We start from the raw sequence: 20,581 nt of genomic DNA on the forward strand, positions 1-20,581 counted from the left end.
TACAGTCATATTTTTATTATTCGTCACGTAATGCCTCTGTTGGTGGGATACGGCTAATCTTGCGGGCAGGAATATAAATCCCGATCAATACCACTGCCAACAGGATAAAGAAAACGATGAATGACACGATGAGGAAATGCTGCGTGAAATCCATGATCCAACATTCATCAATAACCTGACTCCAGTTGTTACCTCTTTCCAGTCCTTCTTTGACAGCATATTGCAAATAAAGCAAACAGCCTGTCAATACAGCTACAAACGTCAGCACTATTCCTTCACCCATCAACAAGCGGACAATATATCCCGGCGTACCGCCAAAGGAAAGCATAACTCCCACTTCTTCGCGGCGAGTGCGTGTCTGTAGCCAGAAAGTACCGATAACACCCAAGCAAAGATTAATTAAAAAGAATGCCGCCATTGCCAGATTACGACGATACATCGGTGTAACATCATAAGACTCATTTTTCGTTATCAATGCTTCATAAGACCGAACGTTACGGGCAAAAAGATTACCGGCCCGCAACTCTTTCACCATCCACGGTTGAAAATCATGCAAGAAACGCTTCATACTCACATTCTCTTTCAGACGAAGCAATATCCGCATATCATCGTAAGCATCTTCCATATCGATAGATATCAAAGGACGGAAAATGACAGGAGCCGGACGGGAATCGCTGGTTGCCTTAAAGTTTTCCACTACACCGATGACCGGTGAATAAATTGTATCGTTCCCCTCTTTTGACCAACAACGCTTATTACCCGCATTTTTAGTATGGAACAAATGTTCAGCCGTATTTTCAGTCATTACGATGTCATCTTCCGTATAGTCATAATCCGATAATTCCGCAGGTGTTCTGCCTTGTCCGGAGCGAAAGCCATAAGTTTCGAAGAAATTCGTATGAGGTATAAACTCCATAATCATTACCGGCAAATCCAAGGTATCACCTTCCGCACGGATAGATGTATTGGCATTCCCCGTCGAATTGGGATAAGCGAAACCCAATACCGGAGCAGCTGATTCTATGCCAGGATAGTCCTTTACCAATTGTGTCAGATTGAAGTAAGATTTCATAATCATGGCCGAATCCTCAGCCTCTTCATCATAACCGGGAGCTTGTGGCTGCAAGGTACTGAGAGTAACAAGACAAAGGCGGTCAGTATCATAACCCAAAGGAATACTACGGTCATACGTCATCACGATAACCGGATCAAGGATAATCCACGTAACAATACTGACCAGAATCAATTCCGCCAGTAACCAGCCATTGCGGCGACGGCGTGCCCACAGGTTCTTTAATATAAGTTTCAGCATAGTCTTTATCTTTTTTCATTCAATGAATACACAATCGGCTTCCGCAGTGCATACCATGCCGGAATCAATGCTGATAATAAATTCAGCAAGATACAGAACAAAAGAGCGACAGCAAATACCACCGGGGCAAACAGCACCTCACCGGAAACCATCACATTCACTCCTTCCGGAACCGGTTCGGCCCAGTCTTCCAATATCATAAATACCCACTCACGACAAGTATACAGAGCGAACCACGCCAACAATAATCCCAATACACCACCCAACAACGTCAATAAGAGATTCTCCCACATCACTTGTGAAAGCAATCCGTCACGGCCGGCACCGAATGACTTACGCACTCCCATTTCCGACAAGCGGCTTTCCATACGGCTCGCTATCATTCCGCTCAAATTCAAGGCAGGAACCAGCAGGAGCACCAGCAATATCAAAAGAAGATAGCGTATCTGTGCCCATACACCAGTAGTCATACTAGGATAAGGTTTAAACAATCGCTGCAAATGGGAAGTAGGTTGTTCCCAAAGATTCACCTGCCATTCATCCGCATGCAACAGATTTTCCTTACGGACAATTTCCTGAATTTCGGCACGCAACGCTTCGGCTTGCGCATCGTCCTTTACAAGAAAAGTAACGCCAAATGCACCTAGATAAGGTATTCCATAATTGGAGTCACGATATTTAGGAATTACACTATAAGGAATATAGACTTGCGCATAAGAATCCGAAGTCAGGTAACTTGCACTACGCACAACACCACAAACGCGATAATTGACATAATCCAAACTGAATGAGCGTCCCACCACACCTTCGGCCGTGTCAAACAGACGACGGGCCAGTTCTTCTGTTATGACAGCCGTACAGATACCGCTTTCAAGATCGGACGTAGTAAAAGGCTTACCTTCCGAAAAATAAAATGGATAGATGCGAAAGAAATTCGGGTCAACCAACTTTAAACTTACTGTAAAATCTCCACTGCGGTCGGCCGGTTGAATATAATTGTCATCTGACCTGTTATTCATGAAACCTGAAATAACCTCAGCATTCTTCAATGGATAAAACCACTCTTGCAATGCCTGATAGGAAACAGCCCATTGAAAAGTCTGCTTATTTGGCTCCACTCCTTTTTGAAATCTTGCAGAAGTCAGATAAAGCGTTTGCATGCGATTCACTTCCGGATAAACCGGGGCCACTTTGACATAGTAAATCACAGCCACAATCATAGTCATAGCAATAGCCAGACCTGTACCAACTATATAAAGGGTACTGAAAAGCGGATTCTGCTTCAACAAGACCCACGCCTGCTTCAAATAGATTTTTATCATCCCTGAATATATTACGTTTGTTTATTCGTGATGCAATGCTTCAGCCGGTTGCTCTTTCATAATCCAGCGTGCCGGCACTGCAATGCCCAACATAATCATCGCTGCCAAAATTCCCAATGAAATAGCAAATTCTACAATCCAGCGACCTGCCGTATAAGGAACTTCCGCACTCAGTAAATCCATATGGCGAAAGTTAAGTACAATAATAACTATAGGAACCAAAGCCAGCAACAGAATCAATAAGCCCTCCGCATTGAGCCAAGATACAACCCTTCCCTTTGATGCGCCGACAGCCATACGCAATCCCGTTTCCGAACGGCGTGCCTGCGTACGCATCCAGAAAGTCCCGGTAACGCCGAAAAATACATTCAACAATAGGAAGGCTACAATGAGTTGTACCATTTGCCAATCCGTTATCACATAATCTATACGGTCGGCACGCATTTCTTCGAAACCTGTTACGGCATTTACATAGATATTGCCGGACGTCAACCGTTCACCCAAAGAGGCAAGCCATTCTTCCATCTCAGCCTGTGTCATATCACGCTTCATGCGTAGCGAATATTCCAATGAAGAAGGACGATACCACTCGAAAAGCTCCTCCATCGTAGAACCGGAAGCTTTGATATAAAACGTGGGAGTAGCCGGTTCAAAATCATTCTCACGAATAGTAGGGGCAACAGCCAGCACAGGCGTCCCGTCCAATTCGCCGGTATTTACCAACCGACCACGCGGTTCCTTCCCACCGAAAAACTTCTGCGCTACCTTCTCCGTCAGGATAACCTCGTCTTTTGCTGGATTTTCCAGTTCGCGGATATGTTTTCCATTCACGTCATGAATGCCGAAAACTTCAAAGAAACCGGCATCACCCAGTTGGCGGTGCAAAGATTCCGAATAAGCATTGACGCTATCCGCACCTGCCGGTTCAACGCTCGTCCACGAATTGCCCTGACTGTATGGGCAACTGTAAAAGCTACATCCCACAGCTTCCACCTCACCGGTATTCATCAACCGCCGGGTCAGTTCCGTGATGCGTTCCCAACATTTGGCTCCACGTTCATCCTCGCCTGTATAACCTTCGTTACCGGGTTCCGTTTCCTCTAAATGAAGCCGCCAGCAACGATCAATGTTATAACCTAAAGGCTCATTATAAAGAGTATATTTGCTGTAACCGGCATCCGTAATCATAAAGATAGCCAGCAGAACCAATGTCAGTTCGGCAAATATCCAGCCATTCTGTTTGCGCTGGTTCCATATCAGGGTGATGAGATGACGTATCATGGGTTATTCTTGATTATTCAACGATTTAACAATGTTATACTTTCCGGCACGCCAGGCAGGAATACCGGCACACAGCAGGTTCAGCAGGAAGATGAAAAGCAAAGTTACCAGAAACGTTTCCGGACGTACTAGCATCTCTACATTGAATTCCGTACCCGATGGGAAAAAGATGTCGCGCGTCAGCAACAATACACCAATGGAAAGCACCAATCCGAATATGCCGCCAATAAAAGTGATAATGAGATTTTCATCGATAACCTGACGGAAAACATTACCCGCAGTTGCTCCAAATGCTTTGCGGACTCCTATCTCTGCACGCCGCTTACGAAAGTTAGTCAGCGTTATACCAATCATGTTGAGCGCCGGAAGCAATAACAGGAAAAATACGAAACTGCCTTGCCGCAAAAACCAATTGCCATAGGGGATATCATTAACAAAACCATTATTATTGGTAACCACCAAGTCCAGGTTACTCATCGGCCCGTTAAAGAAGCTGACGCCATATTCCGACGTATTCGCATTCAATTGTTTTGCGGCCTTTTCCACTTCCGCACGAATAGCGGTAAAATCGTCGGTACTATGTGCCAGCATCACAATATTAAAAGACCCCACCAGTGCCTCATAAGCATTGGCAACCGTTTCTGTGCCGGCACTGGAATTATAAGGCAACCATACATCCGAATAAGCATAACGAGCAGTGCGGGGCACATTCTTCACAACACCGCATACCGTATATTCTGTACGATTGATAAGTAGCCGTTGACCCTGCGCCTCTGTTTTCCCAAAAAGTCGGCGTGCCAGTTTCTCACTGATAACTGCTTTGCGGATGCCGCTTTCATTGTCTTCATAGGTAAAAGGAGTACCATCTAAAAATGTATAATCGAATATTTTCCAGAAGCGGTCGTCTGTATAAGTAGCCCGATATTTGGTAAAGGTACGCTTGGCAACCGAACTGACGGACACCGTGTTACGGGCATAGCCACTCACCTCCTGCGGAGTCTTCAGATTATAGAAAAGCTCGCGTACCACCCGTTTTCCCATTCCGCCATTGTTCCAGTTTCCATCATTACTCTTCATGAAAGCACGAGTTGCAATGATGTGCAACATCCGTCCGCGCTCCGTCTCCGGTGCATATTCAGCCAGACGCACCTGTATCACAAGAATAATCATCATTACAGCAGTAATGGCCAATGCCGTTCCTGCAATAGAAAGCCCGCTAACCAGCGGATTTTCTTTCAGCAGGCTCCACGCTTGCTTTAAATATATCCTTAACATATCTTTCTTATTTTCAATTACTCCGAAAGGCACTTGTTACTTGTAGCCCGTAGCTCGTAGCTAATTCAACTTCAGCTTATTCTTATTTTTATACTGGCTCATGTCGCTCACTACCACCTGGTCACCCGGCTGCAAGCCACTGATAACTTCCACAAATTCAAAGTTACTATCACCCAGTTGCACTTTACGTTTCACGATTTCTTTATCAGAGTCACGCACAAAGAGGTCATACTCGCCACGTCCTACATAATAAGAAGCATTAGCGATACGCATCACATCTTCTTTCACGGCATTCATCACATACACATCTGTCTTCAATCCCGAACGCAAACGGCGGTTATTATCCTCATTCAGTTGTACAGTGAAAGAAATCACTCCGTTCTTTGACAACGGCGTCACACTGCTCACCGTACCTTCCAGTTTATCACTGCCAATCTTCACAATTGCCTTGCCACCGGCGGCCACACGGTCACCATACGTATCTGCTATTTCACCTTCCACCTTGAAATGGCTAAGATCAGAAATCACGGCAAGCTGGCTTCCCTGAGAAACCTGTGCACCGATCTGGTTATTAATATAGGTAAGGATAGCTTTGCGCGGAGAACGAACCTGTGCATCATCCAGCGTTCGCTTCATCTCGGCAAGGCCTTTGCGGAAGATGCTGAAATCCAGCTCCTGAACTTTATATTCGGCAGCAAGCACTTCTTTCTCATTATCATATTGTTGTTTCAGTTGTTCGTATTCCAACTGGGCTACGTTATAGCTAAGTTCTGCCTGACGCACCTTATCCGTAGTTCCCGAACCCAGGCTATCAAGATATTGCTCATTACGCAACTCCACTTTCTTGCGGTTCAACTGCATGGCGGAAACTTTAATCTTCATAGACAGGTCGTTCAGTTTAGTCTGATTATTTACTCGTAGCTGATCCAATTTATAACTGCGCATCTGCTCTTCGTCTAACAATTTTTTATAGTCTGTCTCCACACTCTGCAAGTCAAGTTTCAAGATCGGCGTACCTACATCCACGCTATCGCCACCTTTCTTATATATCTCGACAATACGGGTGTTGATAGGAGAATTGATGATCTCTTCAAAAGCCGGCACCACTTTTCCCGATGCGCTCACACTGACCTCAATCGTACCTTTATCTACTGTGGAAAGCACCAGGTCTTTTGTTTTCACCCCCGTACGCATCAATGAAATGAGTACACTGATAACGACTATACTTGCCACGCCGATGCCGCCGTAACGGATAATTTTCTTGTTGCGCTCTTTGTTACGCACTGCTTTTGGTATTTCTCTGTCCATGTTGAATATTGAGTTATTTATTATTTTATCAGTTTTCAGCTCCCGTCCTCTTTTCAAAAACGAACAAGCATATTATTCACATTATTTATATATACTAAATGCGTGCCAAAAATGTAAATAGCTGATAACAAGAGGATAAATAAAAAAGAAGGGTGTCCGATATCGAACACCCTGTACATTTTCGGATAAATAAAAATACTCTCCGTAACTAACTTTATCTTTTGATAAAACTAAATATTAGCTTATACTATCTGTCATTCTGAACATAGTGAATAACCTCTTCCCTTTGTACACTAAGAGATGCTTCGACTACGCTCAGCATGACAGATACTCTTATCGCACCAATTAGGAGTGGCAACGAAACAAACTAATATCGGAGTGCCTGCAAACTAATGTCTGAGATGCAACAAACTAATATCTCGGATACTAAAAACTATTCTTACCATAAATCTATTTGTTTCTTACAACAACTATAAAAGTCTCTTACAACAATTATAGAAGTTTCTTACAACATCTGTTGTATGAATAATAATTAGGCAAGAAATTATTAGTTGACTGCGGTGCCGAGATTAGTTGGATGCGGTGCTAATGTTAGTTGGTTAGGGGAAGAGAATCTAATCTGTAATGAGTAGAATCTCTTCCCCTTTTATGCTAATCAGAATTTCCTGTTATCTCAGCCTCAACCTGTCTCCCACTTCCGGAATATATTCGGCATCTTTCCGGTTCATCTTATACAGGTTCTTTAAACGTATACCATACTTCTGAGAAATGGAATGCATGGAATCACCGTCTCTCACAATATAAACGGTATGCGGCTTGGAGGCCTTCTTCTTTTTTGCTTTCAGATAGATAATGTCACCCGCCTCCAAAGTGTAATCTTTATGCAGGTCATTATACTTCACCAGCTTCTTCCAGCTAATATCGAACTCTTTACCCAAGAAGCGGAAAGTATCGCCATCACGAGCTACGACATATGCTATATCATTGGCTATATATACCTGATGCGGATTGGCAAGCCACGGCTTTTTCTTCAATTCCTTTTCCCAATTACGGCTCTCACGTTTACTCATGCCACGGCTGTCGTACTTGTAAAGGTCATAATCTTCAATAATCGTAATCAGGCGGTTGGCATAAGAAGGATCTGTTGCATATCCGGCCTTTTTCAGACCACGCGCCCAACCTTTATAATCCGTAATCTTCAAGTCGAACAGAAAAGCATAACGAGCACCCCGTTTCAGGAATGCAGAATGATCTTCGTAAGAATCACGGGGATTGCTGTAAGCACGGAAACATTCATTACGCGCGTCGTCATCGTGACGCACTGTGCGTCCGCGCCAGTTGCTGCCGCACTTGATGCCAAAGTGATTGTTACTTTTGCGGGCCAGTGCACTCTGTCCGGCACCACTTTCCAGAAGTCCTTGTGCCAGAGTGATACTGGCAGGTATCTTGTGCTCCTTCATTTGCTGCACGGCAAGCGGAGCATACTTTTCTATATATTCCACATAACGGGCATTCCGACGTTGCGCCTGGGCAGCAACGGCACAAACAAGAAGTGCCAGGATTGCGGTAAGTCTGATAGCGTTAATTCTGTTCATAGCAGTATAAGTTGAGGACACAAAAATCTTAAAAAGAATTGGATTTACCAATCTCTTTTCTAACTTTGTAACATTAATTACAATATACCTTACTGCCTTATGAAAGATTTGACCTTACAAATTGACATTAAAATATACGAATATAATGAGTTAAGTGACGCCGACCGTGAACTGATGACTGCGGCCCTGGAGGCAACCAAACGCAGTTATGCACCCTATTCACACTTCTCCGTAGGCGCTGCCGCACGACTGGCAGACGGGAGAATCGTTACAGGTACGAACCAGGAAAATGCCGCTTACCCTTCAGGACTCTGCGCCGAACGTACCACTTTGTTTTATGCCAATTCACAATACCCCGACCAACCGGTAGAAACCCTTGCCATTGCCGCACGCAATGAAAGGGATTTCCTTGACGACCCTATTCCGCCCTGCGGCGCCTGCCGTCAGGTAATGCTCGAAACGGAAAAACGTTTCAAACAGCCTATGCGCATCCTTCTCTATGGTAAAAAGGGAATTTATGAGATGAAGAATGTAGGAGCATTATTGCCACTGTCGTTCGACGCTTCTTCTATGGAGTAAAAGGTGATTTGTGTCTTTCAAAAGAAATACCTATCTTTGCGCCCACTAACTAACTAATTAATTACTACGATGAGAATTTCCAAGTAAAGACAAACCCTTCGGTAAACATCACCTTTTATATGCTTTATTATTCAGAACGCTGAGCATCCCGAATGTAGATGTTTAGCCCATACTGTGTTTGTCTGTTCCTCCTTCCAACGACTTCCTTTACGGAAGTTTCCGAGATTTTATCCCGTTATTCACTCTCTTAACACAGTATTTTATCATGAGTATTATTATCAGAGACCTTAGCTATGTCCATTCTGACAAGGAAGTCTTGTTCCAACACTTAAACCTGACCGTTAATCCGGGAGACAAAATGGCGCTGACCGGAAACAACGGTTGCGGAAAGTCTACCCTGATGCGGATTATTGCAGGAGACTTATCGCCTGTTGCCGGAACAGTCACCCGCCCCGAACATCTTTATTATGTGCCTCAGCATTTTGGCCAATACGATAACCGGACTATCGCACAGGCTTTAAGGATAGACCATAAACTGGAAGCACTGCATGCCATCTTAAATGGAGATGTATCCGAAAAACATTTCACCACTCTGGACGATGACTGGAATATTGAAGAACGTGCCCAAGCCGCCCTGGCAGCATGGGGAATGAGCGGTACTCCTCTTTCCCGTCTGATGGACGGCCTCAGCGGTGGAGAAAAAACGCGCATCTTCCTTGCAGGTATGGAGCTGCACTCTCCTACCGCTATTCTGCTGGATGAACCCACAAACCACTTGGATATGACCGGCAGGAAACGACTATATGAGTTTGTGCAACGTACTTCTTCTGCTGTTCTTGTCATCAGCCACGACCGAACATTGCTGAACTTACTTCCCGCCATTTGCGAGTTATCTTCCAATGGACTGACACATTACGGTGGAAACTACGACTTCTTCAAGGAGCAGAAAAGCATCCAGATCAATGCCTTGCAGGAACAGTTGGAAGAGAAGCAAAAAGCCCTGCGCCTTGCCCGGAAAACAGCCCGTGAATTGGCGGAACAGAAAGCGAAACAAAATGTGCGGGGAGAAAAAGCCGCTATAAAGAAAGGTATCCCGCGAATTATGATGGGCGCTATGAAAGACAAGGCAGAAGTAAGCACTAACAAACTAAAGAACGTGCATGCCGAGAAATCGGAAAAGCTGCAACAGGAGATGCAAAGTATCCGAAGCGCCATTCCACTTGCCGAGAAGTTGAAAACCAATTTCAGTGCCTCCACCCTGCACGAAGGCAAGATACTGGTCACGGCTACAGAAATGAACTTCCAGTATCCCGATGCCGAACGTCCTATGTGGCAGGAAGCACTCAGTTTTCAATTGAAAAGCGGCGATCGCTTCTGTATTGAAGGGAACAATGGCAGTGGCAAAACAACTCTGTTGAGACTGATTTGCGGAGCACTTCCTGCCGGAAGCGGAAGTCTGGAACGGATTGATTTCAGTTTTGTTTATCTGGATCAGGAATACTCTCTTATCCGGAATGAACTTAGTATTCTGGAACAGGCAGAACTTTTTAACCGCCGTCTGTTGCCGGAACATGAATTGAAAACGATACTGAACCGTTACCTTTTTCCGGCAGACACCTGGAACAAATCCTGCTCATTGCTTAGCGGTGGAGAGAAGATGCGCCTTTCATTCTGCTGCCTGATGATTGCGGACAATACGCCGGATGCTTTTATCCTGGATGAGCCAACCAATAATCTGGATATTGAAAGCATCGAAATCATTACGGCAACTATCCGGGATTATGCAGGAACGGTTATTGCAGTATCGCATGACAGGGAATTCCTGAGAGAAATAAATTGCATGAAAAAACTGCTTTTGTCTACAAACCCATCCGGTTCGTCTCAAAAGGAGAAATAGCGTATAAGGACAATCTATCTTTGTCACAATCAATCAAAACAGATAAAGATGGATAAGATTAAAGTAGTAGCAATCATAGCATTGTTTTTTTCAGTTTGTTGTTTCGCTCAGGAACGACCGGTACAAACTCTACGTGGCGTTGTGAACGACCGGGCATCCGGACATCCCATTCCCTACGCCACCGTACGCCTGACGGATATGCCGGATTTAGGAGCAGTGTGCGACAGCCTCGGCCGTTTCACACTGCCCAAAGTTCCGGTAGGTCGCCATTCGGTAGAAAGCTCTTTCATGGGATATGAACCGGCAATCATACGCGAAATACTGGTGACCTCCGCCAAGGAAGTTTATCTGGAAATAGCTATGCGCGAAAACGTCAATGAACTGAATGAAGTCGTAGTCCGTGCCAACAACCGGGACGAAGCAATGAATAAAATGGCCGTTGCCGGAGCACGTATGCTCAGTGTAGAAGAGGCAAGCCGCTATGCAGGCGGTTTCGATGACCCTGCCCGGCTGGTGGCTTCATTTGCCGGAGTGGCACCAAGTGTTTCCAACAACGGCATATCCATTCATGGTAATGCGCCCCACCTATTGCAGTGGAGGCTGGAAGATGTGGAAATTCCCAATCCCAACCACTTTGCTGATATTGCAACCCTGGGCGGAGGAATCCTTTCATCACTCAGCGCACAGGTATTGGGTAACTCGGACTTTTTCACGGGAGCCTTTCCGGCGGAATACGGCAATGCTGTTTCCGGTGTATTCGACATGAAATTGCGCAACGGAAACAATCAGAAGAATGAAAATACCTTTCAGGTCGGCATCATGGGAATAGACTTTGCTTCCGAAGGTCCGTTAAGCAAGAAGCATAAAGCTTCCTATATCTTCAACTACCGCTACTCTACCACTGGATTACTGAACGTGGACCTGGGCGGAAAGATGGACTACCAAGACCTGAACTTCAAACTGAACTTCCCTACCCGCAGTGCCGGAACTTTCTCTGTATGGGGAACTGCCCTCATTGATAAATTCAAAAGTTCGTTCGACAGAGACCCCGGCAAATGGGACTATCTGGAAGATGCAGCGCAAGCACATTCCACACAATATATGGCAGCCGGAGGTATCACACACCGCTACTTCTTTGACGAAAACACCTTATTGAAAACTACTCTTGCCGGCACCTATTCCGACCAGGAAGCCTTTCAGTGGAGTTTCGACCGGGAACTGAACAGTTCTCCTTTCCTTGACCAGTATAGCAGAAGCACCAACCTGATACTAACCTCTTCGCTAAACCGGAAGATAAGCAACCGCTTCACCAACAAAACCGGATTCACGTATACGCAAATGTTCTATAATATGGATATGAAACTCGCCCCCTTCATTGACAAACCATTGGAATTGATATCAAAAGGAGACGGAAACACCAGCCTGCTTTCCGCTTATAACAGCTCTTCATGGGGAATGAGCGACCAGCTAAGCCTGAACTTCGGCTTATACGGACAATTACTCACCCTGAATAATCGCTGGACACTGGAACCGCGCGCAGGTCTGAAATATCAGGCTAACGCAAAAACATCTTTTGCACTGGCTTACGGTATGTACAGCCGAATGGAAAAGCTCGATGTATATTTTGTAAAAACACAAAGCACAGGTGAAGAGTCCGTGAACAAAAACCTTGATTTCACGAAAGCGCATCGCCTGATGTTATCGTTCGCCTACAAAGTGTCGAACAACATGAGTCTGAAAGTAGAGCCTTACATCCAGTTTTTGTACGATGTTCCCGTCATGCGCGACAGTTCTTTCTCCGTCCTTAACCGGAGTGACTTCTACGTAGAAAATACACTCGTAAACAAAGGTCGCGGACGAAACATAGGAATAGATATCACTTGGGAACGTGCATTAAGCAAAGGGCTTTATTATATGGTGACAGCTTCTTTATTTGATTCGCGCTACCGTGGTGGCGACGGAGTATGGCACAACACACGCTTCAACCGGAAATATGTATTGAACGGACTGATAGGCAAGGAATGGATGCTGGGACGCAACAAACAAAATATTCTTAGTGTCAACCTGAAAATGACATTGCAGGGCGGAGAAAGGTATGCCCCGATTGATGTGGAAGCAACCATGGCACATCCCGACAAAGAAGTTCAGTATGATGAAACGCGAGCATACTCCATACAGCGTTCACCAATGCTGATTGGCAACTATACGGTGAGTTATCGTATCAATAAACGTCGCGTTTCCCATGAATTCGCCATAAAAGGTATCAATTTTACAGGAGCTAAAGAGTACATCCAACACCTTTATAATATAAAAACCGAGAAGATAGAAGCCAGCGAGCAGAAAACAGGGTTAACCAATATCAGTTATAAAATAGAGTTTTAATTCCCTGGAAAGCCTTGTTTTCCATGAAATTATTTTATCTTCGTCAACTTAATTAAAAAGGTTCCAATGAAAACAATACCTATCATAGGCAACGACAGCTCTTTTCTATACCGTTTCCTGGTCAGTCCGCGCCTCCGGCCGGCCAGACATGCAACGCTCATTGTAGCACTGCTTGTCATAGCCAGCAATCTGGTATTGTTCACTCTGCGGGATGCAACGGGGGCGTTAGGAAACTGGATATACCTGCTCATATTCAATTTGTTTGTGCTGTATGGTTCCCTTTTCTATTTTAATCTGCTTCACCTGACACCCCGCTATCTACTCAAACAAAAATACCTGACGTATATCCTCTACTTGTCGGGCGGTTTAATAGTGGTGTTTATCCTACAGGCCACACAAGAATATATGGTATCATCTGTTCTGCATATACCTAATATTTTCACCGGATATCCTAAGATAGCGTTTGTGATGGATTATCTCTCTTCTTTTCCGTTGACGCTCCTCAGCATTATCGGTGGTAGTATGACCGTCCTGTTGCGGTTGTGGATACTGGAAAACCAGCGTGTAATGCAATTGGAGAAAATCAGGTTGCAGTCTGAAATCGAACATCTGAAAGAACAGGTTAGTCCTTCGATGCTGTTCCGGGTACTTCATTATTCGGGAGAACAGGCATTGGTAAATCCGGGAAAAGCTTCAAAGATGCTGATGAAGTTGAGCCAGATACTCCGTTATCAGTTGTACGACTGCAATCGGGAGAAGGTTTTGCTGAATACGGAAATCAAATTTCTCACGAATTATCTGGAACTGGAGCAGCTTGTTTCCGGCAAGTTTGACTTCCGGATCAATGCATCCGGAGATACCGGACGCACGTTTATATTTCCTTTGCTTTTTATCCCGTTCATACAGTACGCCGTAAAGCAAACAGAGACGCAGAAGGTACAACCGTGCTTCATTGAAATCAGTCTGGAAGCTGAGAATGATACTGTCCTTTTCAACTGCCAAGTCAAGAGAAGGAGACAAGAAGACGAGGAAACAAGGGAACAAGGTTCCTTGCAGCATACAACAGATATTGCACAGCCCCTTGTCTCCCCGTCTCCTTGTCCTCTTGCCAACTATCAGGAACTGGACAAAATCCGGCAACGTCTCGACCTGCAATATGGAGAGCAATATCAGTTGGAGTTAAATGACCAAAGCATCCGGCTTAAGCTAAAAGGAGGTGGAAAATGACCGGTAACCGCTTCACCAATTTCCTGCTCGCTCCCCAATATCGAGTGGCAAGGCATCTGTTCCTGCAGTTTGTGGTGTTTCTCATCACGGTGAATATTCTATGGAATGTTCCCATACGTCCGCTTTCACTGCCGCAAAGGTTACTGGGTTGGGCCATTTACTTTATTTCTATCGATGCGGTTTTCTATATCAACCTATATTGGTTGTTTCCCCGCTTCCTGCTGAAAGGCCGTCTGATGATGTATGCGTTCGGAGTGCTTTTAGTAAGTCTGGTAGTCATTGTGGCGGTAGCGGTATTCCAGATTTTCACTGTCGAGGTTACGACTACCGCAGTTCATTCCGAACTGATTCCTATCCTGATAAATGCCATATCGGGGGTGTTGGCAATGGGGTTTACCATAGCCGGAATGTCTGCCATACTCCTACTCCGCCACTGGATACTTTACAACCAACGGGTGGATGAACTGCAATCCGCTACCCTGCGCTCGGAACTGAGGTTTCTCAAGAACCAGATAAATCCGCACTTCTTATTCAATATGCTGAATAATGCCAATGTGCTCATTCGCAAAAATCCTGCCGAAGCTTCGCAAGTATTATTTAAACTTGAGGATTTATTGCACTATCAGATGAATGACAACTTCCGCGAACATGTACCTCTCCGTTCAGACATCCGTTTTCTGAATGATTATCTCAATCTGGAAAAGATACGGCGCGACCACTTCGACTACAGCATCACCGAGGAGGGAGAGATAGATGCCATACAGTTACCGGCATTGCTTTTCATACCCTTTGTAGAAAATGCCGTGAAACACAACTTTGACAGTGAGCATCCATCATACGTCCATCTCTTCTTTCAGATTGATAATGACCGTCTGGAATTCCGTTGCGAGAATTCCAAACCTGCCATCGCAATCGCCAAAAGCCGGGTAGGCGGCATCGGACTGACAAATATCCGCCGGAGACTCGAACTATTATATCCCGGCCGCTATCTTCTGGAAGTGGCGGAAACGGAAAATCAATATACAGTAACTCTAAAACTGAACTTATGAATTGTATTATCATAGACGATGAACCCTTGGCACGCGAAGCCATGGAAATGTTGGTGGAAGAAAATAAAGAACTTAGCTTACTGCGCATGTTCAACAATGCCGTGTCTGCCTCACGGTTTATGGAAGAACATTCTGTCGACCTTATTTTTCTGGATATTCAGATGCCCGGTATCACCGGCATAGAATTCGCACACACCGTCTCCAAACGAACGCTTATCATTTTCACCACCGCCTATACGGAGTATGCACTGGACAGCTATGAAGTCGATGCCATCGACTATCTGGTAAAGCCTATAGAACCGGAACGATTTCAAAAAGCTGTATTAAAAGCTCTCTCCTATCATTCGCTATTGATGAAGGAAGAGAAAGAAGCCCTTGAGACGAATGTATCTTCCGAGTATTTCTTCGTCAAGTCCGAACGGAAATACTTCAAAGTGAACTATGCCGATATTCTTTTCATCGAAGGACTGAAAGATTATGTAATCCTCCAATTGCCGGAACAGCGCATCATCACCCGCATGAATATGAAAGGTATCTCCGAACTCCTGCCCCAGGATATGTTCCTCCGGGTAAACAAGTCGTATATCGTCAACACCCGGCACATCGATTCGTTTGATAACAATGACATTTACATAGGCAATTATGAGATTGCCATAGGCAACAGTTACCGCGACACATTTTTTGAAGAATTTCTAATGAAAGGAAAAAGAAAAGAGTGATAAAGTGGTGAGACGATAGAGTGATAAATTATCATTTATCAAAATAATCATGTACTTTTGTATTCCGAAATAAGCAACTTAACAGGTTTACATATATGATACAAATTCGTCCCAGCCAGCTTTCAGACTTAGACCGCCTGATGGAGATATTCGATCATGCCCGCAACTTTATGGCATCTGTAGGAAACGGAAACCAGTGGATCAATGGTTACCCCTCGCGTGAACTGATTGCCAAAGAAATCACCGATGGGCATTGTTATGCGTGTGAAGATGAGCATCGAAAAATTGTCGGAACATTCTGTTTTGTTCCGAGTCCTGATCCTTTTTATGCTCTTATCGAAGACGGAGCCTGGCTAAATGATGAGCCCTATTACGTCATTCATCGCATTGCCTCTGATGGAAGTTATAAGGGTATCGGTGATATTTGTTTAAACTGGTGTGCCAAGCAATATCCCAGTTTACGTGCAGATACACATAAAGACAATATTATTATGCAAAACCTCCTCGAACGAAACGGATTTGTCCGTTGTGGAATTGTGTATGTTTCCAATGGAACGGCAAGAATTGCATACCAAAAGATAGAAGCTCCCAAACCTACGCAGTGGTTCGTCTTCTTTAAAGACCAACTGCTGCTGAAAAAAGAAAGAACAGACAAAGGAGAGATTAAATACAGTATACCCTATGGTACAGAACCACCATTGAAAACCGACGCAGGCATCACAATCCACGAAGTATTTCTGCCTACGGATGAAATGGTGCATGCATTCGACATCGAACAACTTGTTGAAGAAACAGAAGAATGGATAATGGTCAACTTGCGGGGTTCTTATGAATACATCACTCTGGATGAATATAAGGCGGCCGGAAAGGCTTATCAGATATTGTATTGGGATCAGCACAGTCGCTTTTGTCCGGTATGTGGCACGCCTACGGAACAACAGACAGCTATCATGAAAAAGTGTCCTTCGTGTGCCTACGAAATATATCCACCCATTTCTACCGCTATCATCGTACTGATACGCCGTGGAGAAGAACTTTTGCTGGTGCATGCACGCAATTTCCGCGGAACATTCTATGGGCTGGTAGCGGGATTTCTGGAACCCGGAGAAACGCTGGAACAATGTGTACAACGGGAAGTGATGGAAGAAACAGGATTAAAAGTGAAAAACATCACTTATTTCGGAAATCAGCCCTGGCCCTATCCCAGCGGATTAATGGTAGGTTTCATTGCCGATTACGAAGACGGAGAAATCAAACTACAGAAAGACGAACTTAGTGCCGGTGCTTTCTACTCCAAAGAGAACCTTCCGGAAATACCGCGTAAACTAAGTATCGCGCGGAAAATGATAGACTGGTGGCTAAATCAAAAAGAAGAATTAAAAAGTTAAAAGGAAGAGATAAATGAAATAAGAACAGATTGCGGAGGACACGCACTCAACAAACGAACAACTACGAATGAAACGACTCTCATTCACATCAACCAATCGCGTGCAACCGCAATCTGTATTTTATCTCTATCGGCAACTGCCTCCCGGCAGCTGACTACTTTTAACTCTTAATTCTTCAATTTTAAATTATCAGAGTCCCACCTTTCCCTCAATCAACAGTATCACCGCTATCACGGAGCAAACCGCAATGGCCAGTGCCAGCCAACGTTCAGCATGAGAGAAGATTGGTTCGCCCTGCGCCCGGTTCTGTTTGCGTGCCACTACATAGAAGTAAATACCCACCAAATAGAAAATGGACGTCACAAGCAAAAGCAACAATCCGCCTGCATAAAGCAACCAAAGGCAGAATAAAGAAGACACGATACCGATAAAGCGGTATTGACCAATCTTCTTCGGATCTGTTGTGCTCAGTTCCCCTTTCATAAAGCTGGCTTTCACCAGATAGATTCCGTAGAACAGATAAGCGGGAAGGATCATGACACCGGTAATGTCGATAGCAGCATCGTAAACCGACTTTGCCATAGCAACCATTACCATAAACACCTGCATGATGATACTGGATATCAGCAAGGCATAAATAGGTGTCGACTTCTTATTCTCACGCAGGAATGACTTCGGCAATATCTTCACCTGAGCAGCCGTATAGGGTACTTGCGCACACATCAACGTCCAGGCAATCCAACCACCAATGACAGAGACTATGACACTGAGCACCACAAAGGTATAAGCCCAGTCGCCCACCGCATGTTTCAGCACGTATGCCACGGACGGGTCATCCAACTTTGCCAGTTCAGGCTGGTGCATGATACCATAGGACAAAACGCTGATTAATGCATAAAGCACCAACGCCAGCAGAAAACCGATAACACCCGCCTTACCCACATCTCTACTGTTGCGGGCATGGGCAGACATCACCACGGCACCTTCCACTCCAATGAAGCACCAGAGGGTGACAAGCATGGTACTCTTCACCTGTGCTCCTATGGAGCCCAAGTCAGGCGTATGCCCCCAGAAATCAAAACTCAGCGCGCCTATTTTAAAGAAAATAAAGAGGATAATGACAATTAGTATCAACGCCGCGAACTTCACGATAGTGACTATTGTATTCAGGGCGGCAGCAGCTTTCACACCTCTTGCCACAATGAAATACATGGCCCAAATGAAGAACGATCCAAACACCACCGTCTGCCAGCCATGATGAAGCAGCACAGGGAGGAACTCACCGAACGAGTCATTGAGCATCACGGCAAACGCCACGTTACCCATAGCTGCACACAGCCAGTATCCCCAGGCAATGTTAAATCCCACATAATTGCCAAAACCCTCTTTTGCGTACTGATAGATACCTGCATTGAGATCAGGACGGGCATCGGCCAACACCTTGAAGTTGAGCACAAGGAACAATACTCCCACTCCCGAAATGACCCAGGAAATAAGAGTGGCCCCTAACCCCGCTCCTTGTGCCATGTTTTGCGAGATATTGAAAATACCTCCACCAATCATGGAACCGAAGACGATAGCGACGAGTCCGCCCAATCCTAATTTCTTTGAAGTATCCGCCATATCACTTATTTAGCTAATGGTGCATAACCAAAGTTCAGGAAACCGATAGCCGTCAGACAGTATGCAAACGGATTATCGGAAGGTATATTGATGAAATTGTGGAATAACTCCTTATCACCGTCCTGTTCCATGCCGCGCATGGAGAGTTCATGGTTCAACGACTTATTCAACCACATGCGTGCTTCTGCACCCGCTATTTCATCATCAATTTTTGAATCGTAATACTGCACATACTCGGCAGCAAAACCACCAACGAACTTACCGTCCTTCTTTGCCCATACGATGCCCACACCGGTAGCGATTGCCTTATGTTCGGCATAGTTGGCACCCGATCCGGCAATAATCACTTCCAATACGGCTCCGTGGTGGAACTGATTCTTGATGTCGGGACGGAAAGGCAGATAATGGAATTTCTGATTCATCTCCGGGGTGATGGTCACCAGGTTGCCACGTATTTCGGGCGGCATCACAGAGGTGTAAGGAATAACATTAAAATTTTCAATTCCGGCTTCGTGCAAGGCGAGGTCATAGGCAAAGGTTTCATAAGGCTGAGGTGGAATACCGTCATTAAAGGCGCCTGTACCACCAGTTACAAATCCGAAAATGGGATAACGTGTCCCTCTCATTTCATCCATGATAAAAATATTTATATAGTTAAAGTTTAGGTTAGGTCTTATTATTCAATCATTGTCAGGTGCTCAAGCCCCAGCTTCTTTTCCCACTCGTCGATAGGCATACCTTTCAGGTCGGCAGCTTTCATACCTTCGGGAATAGCATTCTGGGCCAGATAAATGTACGGGGCGCAAGTCAACGCGCAACCCACTTGGTTCGGTTCTACGAAAGTGTACTTGTAGCCTACATAAATGCGGTCGTACTCTACCGACTGGTCTTGTCCGCACAGCACAATGCTGTTGGTTACTTTGCGGAGTGAGCCTTCCAGGAAACCAATGATTTCGGCTTCGGTGGTGTTGTCACCGCCATACGTGTTGGCATCCTCGATGAAAAGGCAAGAACCGTCACTACGATTTTTCAAGATAGCGATGCCAATGGCCGACCATACCCACACGGGACCGCGGGCTGTCACATCCTTGTTGGCGCAGATGACGTGTGCTCCCGGCATGGGTGGGAAGCGTCGCTGGCCTTCACGTCCGAAGAGGCGTTCGCTTGCTTCCAGCAACGGGCGGGCATTATATACGGGAATAGCGGGTTTTCCGTCCGGTTGTTCCTGCATGTACATGGGTTTCTCCTTACCTGTAGCAATATCTTCGTGTACAGCAAGGTCGTATCCCCATACAGCACCGTTCTGGCCACAGAAAGAAGATACGGTCAGCATATTGATTTGTCCGATATAGGCGTCGTTCTTTTCGCAACGGTCATACGAAACAATGTTTTCGGTAACTGCGTCAAGGTCTTTTACATCGACTGTGCCCACTGAGAGTTTCATGGTAGAGATGTATCCCTGACCATTCGGAGCACCGGGATTCATGTAACCCATGCAGAATTCTTTACTTGGCCCTACGGCCTGTTCAATCACTTTAGCGGCATCATACTTAATGCCGGCAACAAGATCTTTCATAACTATTTTAGTTTAGGTTTAGATGTTGCATATAGAACGGCATTTAAC

The 20,581-nt window shown here is 45.1% G+C and carries 16 protein-coding genes and 1 pseudogene; 8 read left to right on the top strand and 9 right to left on the bottom strand.

All coding sequences use genetic code 11. The annotated features are described in order from the left end of the window. Positions 1-16 precede the first annotated feature (16 nt). The 6 genes from QZ135_RS08420 to QZ135_RS08445 form a co-directional block, all read right to left on the bottom strand. Positions 17-1,312, bottom strand: coding sequence for an FtsX-like permease family protein (locus QZ135_RS08420; protein ID WP_294607820.1), 1,296 nt, complete (start codon positions 1,310-1,312; stop codon positions 17-19). A gap of 5 nt (positions 1,313-1,317) precedes the next feature. Next, positions 1,318-2,634, bottom strand: coding sequence for an ABC transporter permease (locus QZ135_RS08425; protein ID WP_294607823.1), 1,317 nt, complete (start codon positions 2,632-2,634; stop codon positions 1,318-1,320). A 21-nt stretch (positions 2,635-2,655) separates the two neighbouring features. Beyond that, positions 2,656-3,915: an FtsX-like permease family protein gene (locus QZ135_RS08430; RefSeq protein WP_294607826.1), complete on the bottom strand. Its 1,260-nt coding sequence runs from the start codon at positions 3,913-3,915 to the stop codon at positions 2,656-2,658. A 3-nt stretch (positions 3,916-3,918) separates the two neighbouring features. Beyond that, a complete protein-coding gene (locus tag QZ135_RS08435; protein WP_294607828.1) occupies positions 3,919-5,190 on the bottom strand; it encodes an ABC transporter permease in 1,272 nt (423 codons plus the stop codon). A gap of 60 nt (positions 5,191-5,250) precedes the next feature. Then, positions 5,251-6,498 (bottom strand): HlyD family efflux transporter periplasmic adaptor subunit, encoded by a 1,248-nt coding sequence (locus QZ135_RS08440; RefSeq protein WP_138292479.1) that lies wholly within the window; start codon positions 6,496-6,498, stop codon positions 5,251-5,253. A 668-nt stretch (positions 6,499-7,166) separates the two neighbouring features. Continuing rightward, positions 7,167-8,093: a glucosaminidase domain-containing protein gene (locus tag QZ135_RS08445; RefSeq protein ID WP_294607834.1), complete on the bottom strand. Its 927-nt coding sequence runs from the start codon at positions 8,091-8,093 to the stop codon at positions 7,167-7,169. Between the two features lie 99 nt (positions 8,094-8,192). On the opposite strand from QZ135_RS08445, the gene cdd reads away from it, so the two are divergent. From cdd to nudC, 8 genes and pseudogenes are all read left to right on the top strand, one after another. Then, positions 8,193-8,672 (top strand): cytidine deaminase, encoded by a 480-nt coding sequence (gene cdd, locus QZ135_RS08450; RefSeq protein WP_294607837.1) that lies wholly within the window; start codon positions 8,193-8,195, stop codon positions 8,670-8,672. A 265-nt stretch (positions 8,673-8,937) separates the two neighbouring features. After that, positions 8,938-10,569 (top strand): ABC-F family ATP-binding cassette domain-containing protein, encoded by a 1,632-nt coding sequence (locus QZ135_RS08455; RefSeq protein ID WP_294607839.1) that lies wholly within the window; start codon positions 8,938-8,940, stop codon positions 10,567-10,569. A 48-nt stretch (positions 10,570-10,617) separates the two neighbouring features. Then, complete coding sequence (locus tag QZ135_RS08460; protein ID WP_294607842.1) at positions 10,618-12,951, top strand: carboxypeptidase-like regulatory domain-containing protein; 2,334 nt, start codon at positions 10,618-10,620, stop codon at positions 12,949-12,951. Between the two features lie 66 nt (positions 12,952-13,017). Beyond that, a complete protein-coding gene (locus tag QZ135_RS08465; protein WP_294607844.1) occupies positions 13,018-14,178 on the top strand; it encodes a histidine kinase in 1,161 nt (386 codons plus the stop codon). Next, the gene (locus QZ135_RS08470; RefSeq protein ID WP_294607845.1) at positions 14,175-15,227 is read left to right on the top strand and encodes a histidine kinase; all 1,053 of its coding nucleotides are present in this window, start codon (positions 14,175-14,177) and stop codon (positions 15,225-15,227) included. The genes QZ135_RS08465 and QZ135_RS08470 overlap by 4 nt, the downstream gene beginning before the upstream one ends. After that, the gene (locus QZ135_RS08475) at positions 15,224-15,946 is read left to right on the top strand and encodes a LytTR family DNA-binding domain-containing protein (protein WP_294607847.1); all 723 of its coding nucleotides are present in this window, start codon (positions 15,224-15,226) and stop codon (positions 15,944-15,946) included. The genes QZ135_RS08470 and QZ135_RS08475 overlap by 4 nt, the downstream gene beginning before the upstream one ends. A 170-nt stretch (positions 15,947-16,116) precedes the next feature. Next, positions 16,117-16,455, top strand: a pseudogene (locus tag QZ135_RS24910) (GNAT family N-acetyltransferase); the annotation flags it as partial. Positions 16,456-16,524: 69 nt separating this feature from the next. Continuing rightward, positions 16,525-17,334, top strand: coding sequence for an NAD(+) diphosphatase (gene nudC / locus QZ135_RS08480; protein WP_294607919.1), 810 nt, complete (start codon positions 16,525-16,527; stop codon positions 17,332-17,334). Between the two features lie 189 nt (positions 17,335-17,523). Here the strand turns inward: nudC and QZ135_RS08485 are convergent, their stop codons facing one another. From QZ135_RS08485 to QZ135_RS08495, 3 genes are read right to left on the bottom strand one after another with little or no spacing between them, the layout of a single operon-like run. Then, entirely contained in the window at positions 17,524-18,957 is a 1,434-nt protein-coding gene (locus QZ135_RS08485) for a basic amino acid/polyamine antiporter (protein ID WP_294607849.1), read from the bottom strand. 5 nt (positions 18,958-18,962) lie between these two features. Continuing rightward, a complete protein-coding gene (locus QZ135_RS08490) occupies positions 18,963-19,592 on the bottom strand; it encodes a pyruvoyl-dependent arginine decarboxylase (protein WP_294607851.1) in 630 nt (209 codons plus the stop codon). A gap of 41 nt (positions 19,593-19,633) precedes the next feature. Then, positions 19,634-20,533, bottom strand: a complete 900-nt coding sequence (locus QZ135_RS08495; RefSeq protein ID WP_294607854.1) for a histidine decarboxylase, pyruvoyl type — start codon at positions 20,531-20,533, stop codon at positions 19,634-19,636. Positions 20,534-20,581: the final 48 nt, after the last annotated feature.

Origin of the sequence: uncultured Bacteroides sp., from assembly GCF_905207245.1 — a bacterium.
Lineage (GTDB): Bacteria > Bacteroidota > Bacteroidia > Bacteroidales > Bacteroidaceae > Bacteroides.